The following is a 12707-nucleotide window of genomic DNA, read 5'->3' on the forward strand; positions in this document are numbered from 1 at the left end:
CCCCCTTAAGCAAAACAGACATACCGGCGAACCTGCCGCTGGCCGGAAAACCTTAGCGGATTTTAATGAACTGCCTAGAGGTTTTCAGCGGTGAGCACACCGCTGTCCGGCCCGAGACCGGACGGTCTAGCTCAGCAGGCTCAGGAGCAGCACGGTCAGCCCGCCCGCGATCACCGCCTGGATTGTGTCGCGCCGCCACATGCCGACGGCGAGGGCGACGCCGCCCGCGATCAGGCGCACGGGATCGGGCGCGCCGCCGGTCGCCTCCGGCCAGACCACGAGCGGCGCGACGAGGGCGGGCAGCACGCCCACGCCGGTATAGCGCAGGTGTCGCAGCGCCCAGGGCGGCAGGGGGCGGTCGCCGACGAAGCCGATGAACAGGAACCGGATCAGAAAGGTCCCGGCGCCGAGGGCCACGACGATGCTCCACACATAGAGGTCGTTCATGCCCGCCGCTCCGTCTCCGCGCCCGCCGCCATCGCGCAGGCCGCCGCGACGATCAGGCCGAGGTTCCACGGCACCCAGACGAGGGCGAGGGCCAGACTCAGCGACACGGCGGCCGCGACGACATGCGCCCGCGTCCGCAGCATCGGCCCGACCAGCGCGAGAAAGGCGAGCGGCATCGCGAAGTCGAGCGCCCATTCCTCCGGGATGCGCGCGCCGAGCGCCGCGCCCGCCCAGGTCGCCCCGACCCAGGCCGGAAAGACCGGCAGCGCGGTGCCGGCGAAGTAGACCACGCGGTCGCGGACCCGCCAGGCGCGCTCCGTCTCGTAGGCCTGCGCCGAAAGGGCGTAGGTCTGGTCCACGAGGAGATAGGCGATCAGGCCGCGCTGCCACAGCGGCGCCTCGCCGAGCCAGGGCACCATCGACGCCGAATACATCGCCATCCGCAGGTTCACCGCCAGCGCCGACAGGAGCACGATCGCCCAGGGCGCGCCGTCCGACATCAGGTGGACAGCCGTGAATTGCGCCGCTCCGGCGACGACGACGATGGAAAAGGCCATGATCTGTCCGATCGGAAGCCCGGCCTCCGAGGCCAGGACGCCGAACAGCGCCCCGAACGGGACCATTACGATGATGAACGGCAGCCCTTCGGCGATGCCCTTGCGAAACGCGGCGCGGGCCATCGCTTGCATCCTTTCGGTCTGGCGGACATCGTGGGCGTAGCCGCCCTCGCAGCAGGTCACAAGTGTCCACCGAAACGCCCGCCAGCCTCCGCGTCGCCCCGCGCCCCGACGACCCGCGCCTCACACGTGGCGTGACCGGGCACGACCAGAACGGGGCCCCCGTCGACCTGCGCGTGGTGGAGGAGCGGCCGCTCACGATCTACCTCAACGCGCGGGAGATCGTCACGGCGATGACCATCGGCGACCACCCGGAATGGCTGGGGCTGGGCTTCCTCGTCAATCAGGGGATGGTGCGCGCCGCCGACACGGTGACGGGCATCGACTACGACCAGGAGCTCGCGACGGTCGTGGTCCGCACGGCGGTGGAAACGGACCACGAGGCCAAGCTCGCCCGCGCCACGCGCACCTCGGGTTGCGCCGTCGGCACCGTCTTCGGCGACATGATGGCAGGGCTCGAGGGCCTGACGCTGCCCGCCACGCCGCTGAAGGTCGCCGACCTGCAGGCGCTGTCGACGGCGATCAACCGGACGCCCAGCCTTTATCTCGAGGCGGGCGCGATCCACGGGACCTGCCTTTGCCACGGCGCCGAGCCGCTCGCCTATTTCGAGGATGTCGGCCGGCACAACGCAGTCGACAAGCTCGCCGGGTGGATGCGGTCGGAGGGCGTCGCGGCTGGCGACAAGACGCTTTACACGACCGGACGGCTGACCTCGGAGATGGTCATCAAATGCGCGCTGATGGGCATCCCGTCGCTCGTCTCGCGCTCGGGCTTCACTGCCTGGGGGGTGGAGATTGCGCGGCAGGTCGGGTTGACGGTGATCGGCCGGATGAAGGGCGCACGCTTCGTCTGCCTGTCGGGCGCCGAACGTGTCGTATGGGACGCGGCATGAGCGGCATGGTGCAGCCGCACGGCGTGATCCTGGCCGGGGGGCGGGCCACGCGGATGGGTGGGGGCGACAAGGGGCGGCTCATGCTGTGCGGCCGCTCGCTCGTCGGACGCGTCGTCGACCGCCTCGCGCCGCAGGTGGACCGTCTGGCGCTCAACGCCAACGGAACGCCTGACCGCTGGTCCGATCTGAACCTGCCGGTCCTGCCCGACGAGGCGCCGGACCGGCCGGGTCCGCTCGCAGGCGTTCTCGCGGGCCTCGACTGGGCGGCCGGGACGGGCTGCCCGCATATCGTGACGGCCGCCGCAGACACGCCGTTCCTGCCGCCGGATCTCGTGCCGCGCCTCCTCGACGCAGCGGGTCCCTCGGGTCTCGCGCTCGCCGCGACGGAAGCGGACGGGCGCGTCCGGGCGCAGCCGACCTTCGGCCTCTGGCCCGTGGCGCTCCGCGACGACCTGCGCGCGGCACTGGCAGCGGGCACGCGCAAGATCCTGCACTGGACCGACGCGCACGGGGCCGGGCTCGCCTTGTTCCCGACCGAACCCTGGGATCCGTTCTTCAACGTCAACACACCCGAGGATCTGGCGCGAGCGGAGGCGATGGCGTGATCCTGATGGGTGTCGTCGGACACAAGAACGCGGGCAAGACGACGCTGACCGCGGCGCTTGTCGCCGAGCTCGTCCGTCGCGGCCTGCGCGTCTCCACGCTCAAGCACACCCATCACGCCGTCGATCTGGAAGTGCCGGGCACCGACACACACCGCCACAGGATGGCCGGTGCGCAGCAGGTCGTGCTCGCCACCGACCGCCGGCTCACGCTGATGGAGGAGGCGGAGGCGCCGGACATCGCGCATCTGCTGACCCGACTGGCCCCCTGCGACGTGGTGCTGGCCGAGGGCTGGAAGGCCGGGCGGCATCCGCGGATCGAGGTCTGGCGGCCGGAAACGGAACGGGCGCCGCTTGCGCGGACCGACCCGACCATCCTCGCGGTGGCCGCGACCGGCGACCCGGAGGTGACGCAGCCGGTGCTGGACCTGAACGACGTGGGCCGGATCGCGGACTGGCTGTGTTCGAACTGATCCTCATCGCCGACTGGTCCGCCGCGGCGGTGCCGTCCCCGGCGCGGCCCTCGCGGGACGCGATCTGGGTCTGCGCGGAGGAGGGCGGGACCGAGACCACCGAGTATTTCCGGACGCGGGCGGCGGCGCTGGACTGGATCGACCGCCAGCTCGATCGTGGCCTCCGCACGCTTCTGTGCTTCGATTTCGCGCTCGGCATGCCGCCGGGCGTGGCGGAACGTCTGACCGGGCGGGCCGAGGCGTTGGCGCTCTGGGACTGGCTCGCGGAGCGGATCGAGGACGCGCCGGACAACCGGAACAACCGCTTCGTGGTGGCCGCGGAGATGAACCGCGCCTTTCCGGGACTCGGCCCGTTCTGGGGGCGGCCCGCACGGCTCGACCTGCCGGACGTGCCGGAGCGAGGGTCGGACAGGGCCGATCATGGCGTGCCGGCGCATCGGCATGTCGACGGGCTCGCCCGGGGGGCGCAGTCGCCGCTCAAGCTCTACACGACGGGTTCGGTCGGATCGCAGAGTCTCATGGGGATGGCCGCGCTCGCCCGCCTGCGCCGTCGCCCCGACCTTGTTGTCTGGCCGCAGGAGACGGGGTTCGTCCTGCCCGATGCGCGGATCGTGCTGGCCGAGATCTATCCCTCGCTCTGGCCGCCCGTTCCGGCGGAGATCCGCGACGAGGGGCAGGTGATCGCGACGGCCCGCGTCCTGCGCGCGGCTTCGGCCGAATGGTTCACCGCGCCCGCCCGGCATCCTGACGCGGCGCGCCTTGCGGTGGAGGAGGGGTGGATCCTCGGGATCGGGCCGGACGGGCCATATCCGGCCCCCGCGGCGCCGCGCATGGCCTCGGACTGCTTCGCCCTGCCGCCGGGCGTGCGCTGGACGCCGGTGGACACGGCGCTCGCGACGCTGCGCGGGGCGAGCGAGGTCGTGACCGGCGTCGAGCACGTGGACATCCGAGCGGCGACGGGCCGCATCCTCGCCGAGGACGTCGCCGCCCGCCGCGCGAACCCGCCCGACGCCAACGCGGCGGTGGACGGCTGGGGTTTCGCGCATGCCACGCTCGCGGAGGGGCCGATCCCGATTGTGAACGGTCGCGCCGCGGCGGGGCGACCCTACCCGCACGCGGTCCCGCCCGGACACACGATCCGCATCCTGACCGGCGCGGCGCTTCCCCGAGGTGTGGACACGGTCGCGTTGCAGGAGGATGCGGAGGCGGGCGAGGCGGGCCTCGTGCTGCGGGCGGTGCCGAAGGCGGGCGCCAACGCGCGCGCGGCGGGGGAAGACGTCGCGGCGGGCGCCCCGGTCCTCGCGCGGGGCACGATCCTGCGGCCCGGCGACGTGGGCTTCGCCATCGCGGCGGGGCACGGCACCTTGCCGGTGCGGACGCGCCTCCGGGTCGGCGTGCTTTCGACCGGCGACGAGATCGTGGCGCCGGGCGCGGGGGGTGGCATTCCGGACGTGAACCGGCCGATGCTTCTCGCCATGCTCGCGGGCTGGGGGCTGGAGGCGGTCGATCTGGGCCACGCGCCCGACGATGCGGAAACGCTCGCCGCGACGCTCGACGGGGCGGCGACCGACGCGATCCTGACCTCGGGCGGGGCCTCCGCGGGCGACGAAGATCACCTGTCGCGTCTGCTGCGCATGCGGGGGGACGTGCATCACTGGCGGATCGCGGTGAAGCCGGGGCGGCCGCTGGCGCTCGGGCTTTGGCGGGGCGTGCCGGTCTTCGGCCTGCCGGGGAACCCTGTCGCGGCCTTCACCTGCGCGGCCTGGTTCGCCCGGCCCGCGCTCCTCAAGATGGCGGGCGCGGGCTGGCGGGAACCGATGGGGCTCACCGTTCCGGCGGCCTTCCTCAAGCGCAAGAAGGCCGGACGGCGGGAGCTTCTGCGCGCGCGCTTGCGGGACAGGACGGCGGAGGTGTTCCACTCGGAAGGGTCGGGCCTCGTCTCCGGCCTTTCCTGGGCGGAGGGGTTCGTGGACCTCCCGGACGACGTCACGCGCGTCGAGCCGGGTGATCCGGTACGCTACGTGTCGTTCGCGGAGTTGGGGATCGGCTGATCCGCTCGCCAGTCATGCGAGCGCGGAACGCAATACCGAAAGGCTTGCCTCGGCCCGCGAGGCACGGACGAGTCTGCCCGGTATCCCGCCGGGCGATCATCACGCATCGGTCGCTTCAGCGATCGATCCCGTTCGCGCGCGCCACGAAGTCCACGAGGTGCGGAACGTAATCCTCCGGCCCGTCGCCGCCGGCCTTCACCGCCGCGTCGAAGCTGTCGCGCGCCGAGGCGCCCACCGGGTTCGCCACGCCGGTTCCCTCGGCGAAGGCGGCGAGGTAGGTCATGTCCTTCAGCGCGTTCGTCAGCGTGAACTTGTGCGCCTCGCGGTCGCCCTCCGCGGCGTAGCCCATGAAGGTCTGGTAGAACCCGCAATCCATCCGGCTGCCGCCGATCACGCTGTGGAAGGTCTGGATGCCGAGCCCCGACTTCTCCGCGAGCGCCAGCGCCTCGGCATAGATCGCCGCGTAGCCAAGCGAGACGAAGTTGTTCAGAAGCTTCATCTTGTGGCCCGCGCCGGGCTCGCCGACGCGCCGGATCGTCTTGGCCCAGGTCTGAAGCACAGGCTCGATCCGGGCGAAGACGGCTTCCGTCGCCCCGACCATCGCGGTGAGCTCGCCCGCCTCCGCCTGCACCGGCGTGCCGCCGAGCGGGGCGTCGGCCATCGCGAAGCCGCGTTCGGCAAGCCGGGCGGCCAGCGCCTCGGTCGAGACGGGATTGGAGGTGGAGCAGTCCACGACGATCGCGCCCTCCGGCAGATGGTCGATCAGGCCGTCCACGATCGCCTCCACCTGCGGGGAGCCGGGCGCGCAGATATGCACGATGTCGGAGGCGCGGGCGAGCGCGGCGAGGTCGGCAGCCTCCTCGGCACCTTTCGCGACCAGGTCCTCGACAGGCGTGCGATTGCTGTGCGCGATCACCGTCAGCGGATGGCCCGCCGCGAGGATGTTCGCGGCCATGCCATGCCCCATGAGGCCCACGCCGACGAAGCCGATCCGTTCCATGCCGTCTCTCCCTGATTGGTCGGCCTTGCGTCGCATGACCCGCCGGGCATGTCGAGCGGAGGGGAGAGCCTAGGCCTTGGGACGGAGGCGGATCACAACGTCGATCTTGGCGATCTCCGTCCCCTCGGGCGCGTCGGGCAGGTTCACGATCTCTATCGGCTGGGTTCCGGCGTCCGTCAGGCGGGCGCCGTCCTCCCAGTAGAAATGGGGGTGATCGTCGAGCCGGGTATCGAAGTAGCTCCCGGTTCCGTCGACCGTGATCTCCTGCACGAGGCCGGCCTCGCTGAAGGCGCGCAGCGTGTTGTAGACCGTTGCGAGGGAGACCTTGTCGCCGCTGCGCCGGGCCGCGTCGTGCAGCCATTCCGCCGTCACGTGCCGGTCGCGCCCGTCGCCCACCAGAAGGTCGGCAAGAAGCAGCCTCTGGCGCGTTGGCCGGAGGTTGGCGCGGGCGAGCCATGCTTCGCCACGGGTATTGTGCGGATCGGTCCTGGGCATCGCAGCTAATATAGGGGTCGGGGGGCGGCGTTTTCAAACACAATCGCAAAACCAGACCGTTTCACCACGGCGAGCCCCCGTTGCGCAGGGTTGCGACGCCGAAACCTCGGGTGATAGAGGAGCGACACTGTCGCCGAGGGGGAAACATGGCCGAATATCCGACCTATTTCGACCGGGACGCCCTTTTGCGGTGTGCCCGCGGTGAATTGTTCGGGCCGGGAAACGCGCAGCTCCCCGAACCGCCGATGCTGATGATGGACCGCATCACCGATATCTCGGCCGATGCGGGGTTGCACGGCAAGGGGCATGTCGTCGCGGAGTTCGACATCACGCCCGATCTGTGGTTCTTCGACTGCCACTTTCCGGGCAACCCGATCATGCCCGGCTGCCTCGGCCTCGATGGGCTTTGGCAGCTGACCGGCTTCAACCTGGGCTGGCGCGGCTGGCAGGGGCGCGGCTACGCGCTCGGCGTGGGCGAGGTGAAGCTCACCGGCATGGTCCGGCCCGAGCGCAAGATGCTGACCTATTACGTCGACTTCACCAAGGCCGTGCAGACGCGGAGGCTGACGATGGGCGTGGCCGACGGGCGGGTGGAGGCGGACGGCGAAGAGATCTACGTCGTCCGGGACATGAAGGTCGCGCTTTCCGAGACCTGATCGAAAGGGAACAGGCCATGCTTCGACGCGTCGTCATAACTGGAATCGGGATCGTCTCGCCGATCGGGAACACCCCGGCGGAGGTCGAGGCCTCGCTGCGCGCCGGCAGATCCGGCATCACCTTCTCCGAGAGCTATGCCGAGCACGGCTTCCGCTCCTGCGTCCACGGTGTCCCCGACATCGTGCTCGAGGACCATATCGACAAGCGGCAGCTGCGCTTCATGGGGCCGGGCGCGGGCTATAACTACATCGCGATGGAACGCGCCATCGCCGATGCCGGGCTTGGGAAGGACGAGGTTTCCAACGAGCGCACGGGCCTCGTGATGGGCTCCGGCGGGCCCAGCACGTCGAACTTCCTCACCGCGTTCAATACCGTGATCGAGAAGGGCAGCCCGAAGCGGATGGGGCCCTTCATGGTGACGCGCTGCATGTCCTCGACGAACTCCGCCTGCCTTGCCACGCCGTTCGAGATCAAGGGGGTGAACTATTCCATCACCTCGGCCTGCACGACCTCGCTGCATTGCATGGGCAATGGTGTGGAGCAGATCCAGTTCGGCAAACAGGACATCGTTTTCGCCGGCGGCGGCGAGGAGGTGGACTGGACGCTGAGCTGCCTGTTCGACGCGATGGGTGCGATGTCGTCGAAATACAACGACACGCCCGAGCGCGCCTCCCGCCCCTTCGACGCCGCCCGGGACGGGTTCGTGATCGCCGGCGGCGCGGGCGTCGTCGTGCTGGAAGAACGGGACCGGGCGATCGCGCGCGGCGCCACGATCTACGGCGAGGTGACGGGCTACGGCGCGACGTCGGACGGGTCCGACATGGTGGCCCCCTCGGGCGAGGGCGGTGAGCGGGCCATGCGCCTCGCCCTGAGCCAGATGCCCGAAGGCCGCCGGATCGACTACATCAACGCGCACGGCACCTCGACCCCGGTGGGCGACGTGAGGGAGATCGCCGCGGTGCGTAACATTTTCGGCCGGGGCAGCACCCCTCCGGTCACCTCCACGAAGTCGATGACCGGCCACTCGCTCGGCGCGGCGGGCGTGCAGGAGGCCATCTATTCGATGCTGATGATGAACAAGGGATTCATCGCGCCGTCGATCAACGTGACGGATCTCGACCCGGATCTCGAATCCGGGGAGATCGTCACCGAATTGCGGGACGACGTCGAGATCGACTCGATCCTGTCGAACTCCTTCGGGTTCGGCGGCACGAACGGCACCGTCATCATCTCGAAGCATCTGGAGTAGGTTCATGGGATTGATGGATGGGAAGCGCGCGCTCGTGATGGGGGTCGCGAACGATCACTCCATCGCCTGGGGAATCGCACGGGTGTTGGCGGCCGAGGGATGCGAGCTGGCCTTCACCTATCAGGGCGAGGCGTTCGGCAAGCGCGTGCGCCCCCTCGCGGCGAGTCTCGGCTCCGACACGCTGCTCGACGTCGACGTGACCGACGATGCCTCCCTCGACGCGGCCTTCGAGACGCTGACCGAGCAGGGGGGGCTCGACGTGATCGTCCATGCCATCGCCTATTCCAACAAGTCCGAGCTGACCGGCCGCTTCGTCAACACGAGCCGGGCGAACTTCAAGCACTCGCTCGACATTTCCTGCTACTCGCTGATCGAGATCGCGCGCCGCGCCGCGCCGCTGATGACGAATGGCGGCACCATCCTGACGCTGACCTTCGACGGCTCGCAGCGGGTCATGCCGCATTACAACGTGATGGGCGTCGCCAAGGCCGCGCTGGAGGCGACGGTGCGCTACCTCGCCGCGGATCTCGGGCCCGACGGCATTCGCGTGAACGCGATCTCGCCCGGCCCGATGAAGACGCTGGCAGGCTCGGCCATCGGCGGCGCGCGGCGGACGTTCAAGCATGCCGAGGCCAACGCGCCCTTGCGTGCCAACGCGACGCTTTCGGCCGTGGGCGGCACGGCGCTCTATCTCGCCTCCGAGCATGGCGCATGCACGACAGGCGAGATCGTCCACGTGGACGGCGGATTCCACGTCATGGGGATGCCGCGGCCGGACAATCTCTGACCGGGCCCCGGCGACATCGACAAATCGACGAAAAGTCTTGCCGATTCCGCCGCATTCTCGCCATTCCGGCGGGCGACCCCGTCCGTGAGCCACGCCCGAGCGAGCGGACCCGTCGATGCCCAGACCGAGACCCCTTCCGATCGATGCCCAGGGCGCGTTCTGCCTCGACTGGCTCGTGCTGACGATCTGCCTCGTCCTGACGTCGCTCGCGGTGATCGCGCACGGGCCGCCGCGCATCCTCGACGCCACGGCGCGGGTGGCGGAATGCGGAGGGCTGCATTCCTGCGAGCTTGTCCGCGCCGCCCTCGACTAGCGCCGATGGCCATGTCAGGGTCCGTCCGATCCGACGCGAGGGAGTGGACGTGACCATCAATACCTGCATCTTCGATGCCTATGGCACGCTCTTCGACGTTTCCGCCGCCGCCCGGGCCGCGGCCGAGGAGGGCGCGGTCCCGGCACTTGCGGAGAACTGGCGCAAGGTCGCCGCGGACTGGCGCGAACGGCAGCTTCAATACACCTGGATCCGCGCGATCACCGGGGAGCATGCGGATTTCTGGAAGGTCACGACCGATGCGCTGGACTACGCGCTCGACGCTTCGGACCTCGGCGGGGACGACGCGCTGCGCGACCGCCTGTGCGCGCTCTACATGGATCTCGCCGCCTATGAGGAGGTGCCGGACACGCTCGTGGCCTTGAAGGATGCGGGGCTCGCGACCGGCATCCTGTCGAACGGCACGCCCGAAATGCTCCAATCGGCGGCCAGGTCGGCGGGGATCACGCGGCTGCTCGACCACGTGCTGTCGGTGGAATCGGTCGGAATCTACAAACCGTCCTTCAAGGTCTACGATCTCGTGAACCGGGCCTTCGACTGCGAGAAGGACAACGTCCTCTTTGTCTCGTCGAATGGCTGGGACGTGGCGGCGGCCGCAGGATACGGGTTCCGCACCGCCTGGGTGAACCGTGCCGGGCTGCCGATGGACCGGCTGCCTTGGCGGCCGGACGACGTGATCGAGGATCTGAACGGGGTCCCCGCGCTCGCGGGAGCGGCCTGAATGCCCGAGTTCCGGACGTCCGACAATCTCCGGCTCTGGTACGAGGATCAGGGCGACGGCCCGCCGCTCCTGTGCCTGAGCGGGCTCACCCGGAACTCCACCGATTTCGACTACGTGCTCCCCTATCTCGTCGGAGAGCATCGGGTGATCCGGCTGGACTACCGGGGCCGGGGCAAGTCGCAGCGGGCCCCGGACTGGCAGACCTACAACATCCCGACCGAGGCGCGGGACGCGGTGGAGCTGCTCGACCATCTGGGCCTTGACCGGGTGCCGATCCTCGGCACCTCGCGCGGCGGACTGATCGGAATGGCGCTGGCGCTGACCGCGAAGGCGCGGCTGGGCGGGCTCTGCCTCGTCGATATCGGCCCGGAGATTTCCGAGGCGGGGATGGAGGCGATCCGCGGCTATGTCGGGCTCGACCCGAAGGCCGTGACGCTGGGCGAGGCCGTGGCCGGACGCGCCGCGCTGATGGCCGGGTTCGAGGACGTTCCCGAGAGCCGCTGGCGCGAGGAGGTCGAGAAGCATTACCGCGAGACGGATGACGGCCTTGCCATCAACTATGACGCCAAGCTGCGCGACGCGGTGCTGGCGGCGGGCGAGGGGGCGTCGCCCGACCTCTGGCCCCTCTTCGACGCGCTGGCTGGCCTGCCGCTCGCCTGCATCCGGGGCGCGAACTCGGACCTGCTCACGCCCGAGACGCTGTCCGAGATGCGGCGGCGGCGGCCCGACATGATCGTAGCGGAGGTGCCGGGTCGCGGTCACGTTCCGTTCCTTGACGAACCCGAATCGCTGGAGGCGCTGAACGAATGGACGATGCTGCTCTGACGGACGCGGTCACCCGCGCCGATATCGAGGCCGCGGCCCGGCGGATCGCGGGACACGCGATACGCACGCCGCTCCTGAACGCGCCGTCGCTCGATGCAGCGATGGGGCGGCGGATCTTCGTCAAGGCGGAATGCCTGCAGAAGACCGGCAGCTTCAAGTTCCGCGGCGCCTTCAACGCGATCTCGCTGGGCACGGGCGGCGTGGTCGCGTACTCGTCCGGCAATCACGCGCAGGGCGTCGCCCTGGCCGCGCGCATGGCCGGGCGGCCGGCGGTGATCGTCATGCCATCGGACGCGCCCGCCGTGAAGATCGCGAACACGAAGGGCTACGGCGCGGAGGTCGTCCTCTACGACCGGGCGAACGAGAGCCGGGAGGAGATCGGGCAGGCGCTTCAGGCCGAGCGGGGGCTCGATCTCGTGAAGCCCTACGACGATCCGCGGGTGATCGCGGGGCAGGGAACCTGCGGGCTGGAGATTGGCGAGGAGCTGCCCGACGGCGTGGAGGAGGTGCTGGTCTGCTGCGGCGGGGGCGGGCTCACCTCCGGCGTCGCGCTCGCCCTCGAAGGCCGCGCACGGGTCCGCCCGGTGGAGCCGGAGGGCTTCGACGACGTGGCGCGCTCGCTTGTCTCCGGCCGGCGGGAGGCGAACCCGAAGCTCACCGGCTCGCTCTGCGACGCGATCGTCACGCCCTCGCCGGGGGAGCTGACCTTTCCGATCCTGCAGCGCCTCTGCGGGCCGGGGCTCGTGGTGACGGACGAGGAGGCGCTGCGTGCGATGGCGCTGGCCTGGACGCATCTGCGGATCGTGGTGGAGCCGGGTGGCGCGGTCGCGCTCGCCGCGGCGCTCTTCCACCACGAGGGCGACGTGGCCGTCGTCGCCTCGGGCGGCAACGTGGACCGGGAGACCTTCGTCCGGGCACTCGCCTACGTCTGAGCGCCGCGCGTCGTCTGCGCCGGTAGAGGCGCGGGAGGCAATCCGCGATGCGTTCCGGGTAGCGAGGAGGCTGAGATGGAGTTCGCGCCCGCGAGCATCGCCGCCGCCGAGAACGGCGCGCAGGCGCCGTAAACCCCGCGCGAATCGCCGAAGGCCGGGCCGAAGGCGACCGTGACGAGGCCGAAATGAACAGCCGTCATCTCCGGCCCCGGGATTACGGTCATGAAAGCGGTCGCGGCTGTCATCGCAACTGTGGCGACCCTGACGATCACCGGCCTCAGACGCAGACGCTGGAATGACTGCGCGACCGCTATCAGGACGTAATCGAGGGAGCTCATGGTAAGCGACGTGAGCAATACAATGCTACGTTCGAACCGTCCGGAAAGCTGGCCGATCCGCGCCGAGAACAGGCATCGCGTCAGCATGTACGCTGAGGCGAGGACCCTGCTTCCGAGCGCGGCCTTGCCGAGGCCCGCGTCTTGTATTTCCTGAAGGACGGCGAGCAGGATCGGCGTGACGAGGCCGATGCCCATGGCCGCGATTCACGACGATCAGGACCGGCAGGTA

The 12707-nt window shown here is 70.0% G+C and carries 16 protein-coding genes; 11 read left to right on the top strand and 5 right to left on the bottom strand.

Annotation, left to right across the window (positions count from 1 at the left end):
* Window positions 1–126 precede the first annotated feature (126 nt).
* Together Q1B08_RS07565 and Q1B08_RS07570 are read right to left on the bottom strand one after the other, a co-directional pair.
* On the bottom strand, window positions 127–447 hold the full coding sequence (locus Q1B08_RS07565; RefSeq protein ID WP_299816745.1) for an AzlD domain-containing protein: 321 nt from the start codon (window positions 445–447) through the stop codon (window positions 127–129).
* Window positions 444–1127 (bottom strand): AzlC family ABC transporter permease, encoded by a 684-nt coding sequence (locus tag Q1B08_RS07570; RefSeq protein ID WP_299816747.1) that lies wholly within the window; start codon window positions 1125–1127, stop codon window positions 444–446. The genes Q1B08_RS07565 and Q1B08_RS07570 overlap by 4 nt, the downstream gene beginning before the upstream one ends.
* Before the next feature lie 62 nt (window positions 1128–1189).
* On the opposite strand from Q1B08_RS07570, the gene Q1B08_RS07575 reads away from it, so the two are divergent.
* Genes Q1B08_RS07575 through Q1B08_RS07590 form a run of 4 tightly spaced genes read left to right on the top strand, consistent with a single transcriptional unit; the run spans window position 1190 to window position 5143 of the window.
* Window positions 1190–2017: a formate dehydrogenase accessory sulfurtransferase FdhD gene (locus tag Q1B08_RS07575; RefSeq protein ID WP_299816749.1), complete on the top strand. Its 828-nt coding sequence runs from the start codon at window positions 1190–1192 to the stop codon at window positions 2015–2017.
* A 5-nt stretch (window positions 2018–2022) separates the two neighbouring features.
* Window positions 2023–2622 (top strand): molybdenum cofactor guanylyltransferase MobA, encoded by a 600-nt coding sequence (mobA, locus tag Q1B08_RS07580; RefSeq protein WP_299816933.1) that lies wholly within the window; start codon window positions 2023–2025, stop codon window positions 2620–2622.
* 5 nt (window positions 2623–2627) lie between these two features.
* Window positions 2628–3092, top strand: coding sequence for a molybdopterin-guanine dinucleotide biosynthesis protein B (mobB, locus tag Q1B08_RS07585; RefSeq protein ID WP_299816935.1), 465 nt, complete (start codon window positions 2628–2630; stop codon window positions 3090–3092).
* On the top strand, window positions 3080–5143 hold the full coding sequence (locus Q1B08_RS07590; protein WP_299816751.1) for a molybdopterin-binding protein: 2064 nt from the start codon (window positions 3080–3082) through the stop codon (window positions 5141–5143). The genes mobB and Q1B08_RS07590 overlap by 13 nt, the downstream gene beginning before the upstream one ends.
* 115 nt (window positions 5144–5258) lie before the next feature.
* On the opposite strand, the gene Q1B08_RS07595 is transcribed toward Q1B08_RS07590, so the two are convergent.
* Both Q1B08_RS07595 and irrA read right to left on the bottom strand, forming a co-directional pair.
* Complete coding sequence (locus tag Q1B08_RS07595) at window positions 5259–6143, bottom strand: NAD(P)-dependent oxidoreductase (protein ID WP_299816753.1); 885 nt, start codon at window positions 6141–6143, stop codon at window positions 5259–5261.
* A gap of 69 nt (window positions 6144–6212) precedes the next feature.
* A complete protein-coding gene (gene irrA, locus Q1B08_RS07600) occupies window positions 6213–6638 on the bottom strand; it encodes an iron response transcriptional regulator IrrA (RefSeq protein ID WP_299816755.1) in 426 nt (141 codons plus the stop codon).
* Window positions 6639–6784: 146 nt separating this feature from the next.
* Here irrA and fabA point away from each other — a divergent pair, with 146 nt between their 5' ends.
* The 7 genes from fabA to Q1B08_RS07635 all read left to right on the top strand — a co-directional run bounded on the left by fabA (window position 6785) and on the right by Q1B08_RS07635 (window position 12140).
* On the top strand, window positions 6785–7294 hold the full coding sequence (gene fabA, locus Q1B08_RS07605; RefSeq protein ID WP_299816757.1) for a bifunctional 3-hydroxydecanoyl-ACP dehydratase/trans-2-decenoyl-ACP isomerase: 510 nt from the start codon (window positions 6785–6787) through the stop codon (window positions 7292–7294).
* 17 nt (window positions 7295–7311) lie between these two features.
* The gene (fabB, locus tag Q1B08_RS07610) at window positions 7312–8544 is read left to right on the top strand and encodes a beta-ketoacyl-ACP synthase I (RefSeq protein WP_299816759.1); all 1233 of its coding nucleotides are present in this window, start codon (window positions 7312–7314) and stop codon (window positions 8542–8544) included.
* 4 nt (window positions 8545–8548) lie between these two features.
* Window positions 8549–9331: an enoyl-ACP reductase gene (locus tag Q1B08_RS07615; protein WP_299816761.1), complete on the top strand. Its 783-nt coding sequence runs from the start codon at window positions 8549–8551 to the stop codon at window positions 9329–9331.
* A 115-nt stretch (window positions 9332–9446) separates the two neighbouring features.
* Window positions 9447–9644: a hypothetical protein gene (locus Q1B08_RS07620; protein WP_299816763.1), complete on the top strand. Its 198-nt coding sequence runs from the start codon at window positions 9447–9449 to the stop codon at window positions 9642–9644.
* A 49-nt stretch (window positions 9645–9693) separates the two neighbouring features.
* The gene (locus Q1B08_RS07625; RefSeq protein WP_299816765.1) at window positions 9694–10383 is read left to right on the top strand and encodes a haloacid dehalogenase type II; all 690 of its coding nucleotides are present in this window, start codon (window positions 9694–9696) and stop codon (window positions 10381–10383) included.
* Window positions 10384–11208 (top strand): alpha/beta hydrolase, encoded by an 825-nt coding sequence (locus Q1B08_RS07630; RefSeq protein WP_299816767.1) that lies wholly within the window; start codon window positions 10384–10386, stop codon window positions 11206–11208. It begins immediately after the preceding gene.
* The gene (locus tag Q1B08_RS07635) at window positions 11190–12140 is read left to right on the top strand and encodes a threonine/serine dehydratase (protein ID WP_299816769.1); all 951 of its coding nucleotides are present in this window, start codon (window positions 11190–11192) and stop codon (window positions 12138–12140) included. Before Q1B08_RS07630 ends, Q1B08_RS07635 begins: the two co-directional genes overlap by 19 nt.
* Here Q1B08_RS07635 and Q1B08_RS07640 read toward each other — a convergent pair.
* Complete coding sequence (locus tag Q1B08_RS07640; protein WP_299816771.1) at window positions 12131–12673, bottom strand: hypothetical protein; 543 nt, start codon at window positions 12671–12673, stop codon at window positions 12131–12133. The genes Q1B08_RS07635 and Q1B08_RS07640 overlap by 10 nt on opposite strands.
* Window positions 12674–12707 lie beyond the last annotated feature (34 nt).

The organism is uncultured Jannaschia sp., assembly GCF_947494025.1.
GTDB lineage: Bacteria > Pseudomonadota > Alphaproteobacteria > Rhodobacterales > Rhodobacteraceae > Jannaschia.

What these genes read in the sequence shown, in the direction of transcription:
- Q1B08_RS07565 (WP_299816745.1), bottom strand. Translation starts at nt 447, where the DNA reads ATGAACGACCTCTATGTGTGGAGCATCGTCGTGGCCCTCGGCGCCGGG.
- Q1B08_RS07570 (WP_299816747.1), bottom strand. Translation starts at nt 1,127, where the DNA reads ATGGCCCGCGCCGCGTTTCGCAAGGGCATCGCCGAAGGGCTGCCGTTC.
- mobA (WP_299816933.1), top strand. Translation starts at nt 2,023, where the DNA reads ATGGTGCAGCCGCACGGCGTGATCCTGGCCGGGGGGCGGGCCACGCGG.
- mobB (WP_299816935.1), top strand. Translation starts at nt 2,628, where the DNA reads ATGGGTGTCGTCGGACACAAGAACGCGGGCAAGACGACGCTGACCGCG.
- Q1B08_RS07595 (WP_299816753.1), bottom strand. Translation starts at nt 6,143, where the DNA reads ATGGAACGGATCGGCTTCGTCGGCGTGGGCCTCATGGGGCATGGCATG.
- irrA (WP_299816755.1), bottom strand. Translation starts at nt 6,638, where the DNA reads ATGCCCAGGACCGATCCGCACAATACCCGTGGCGAAGCATGGCTCGCC.
- fabA (WP_299816757.1), top strand. Translation starts at nt 6,785, where the DNA reads ATGGCCGAATATCCGACCTATTTCGACCGGGACGCCCTTTTGCGGTGT.
- fabB (WP_299816759.1), top strand. Translation starts at nt 7,312, where the DNA reads ATGCTTCGACGCGTCGTCATAACTGGAATCGGGATCGTCTCGCCGATC.
- Q1B08_RS07615 (WP_299816761.1), top strand. Translation starts at nt 8,549, where the DNA reads ATGGGATTGATGGATGGGAAGCGCGCGCTCGTGATGGGGGTCGCGAAC.
- Q1B08_RS07620 (WP_299816763.1), top strand. Translation starts at nt 9,447, where the DNA reads ATGCCCAGACCGAGACCCCTTCCGATCGATGCCCAGGGCGCGTTCTGC.
- Q1B08_RS07630 (WP_299816767.1), top strand. Translation starts at nt 10,384, where the DNA reads ATGCCCGAGTTCCGGACGTCCGACAATCTCCGGCTCTGGTACGAGGAT.
- Q1B08_RS07635 (WP_299816769.1), top strand. Translation starts at nt 11,190, where the DNA reads ATGGACGATGCTGCTCTGACGGACGCGGTCACCCGCGCCGATATCGAG.
- Q1B08_RS07640 (WP_299816771.1), bottom strand. Translation starts at nt 12,673, where the DNA reads ATGGGCATCGGCCTCGTCACGCCGATCCTGCTCGCCGTCCTTCAGGAA.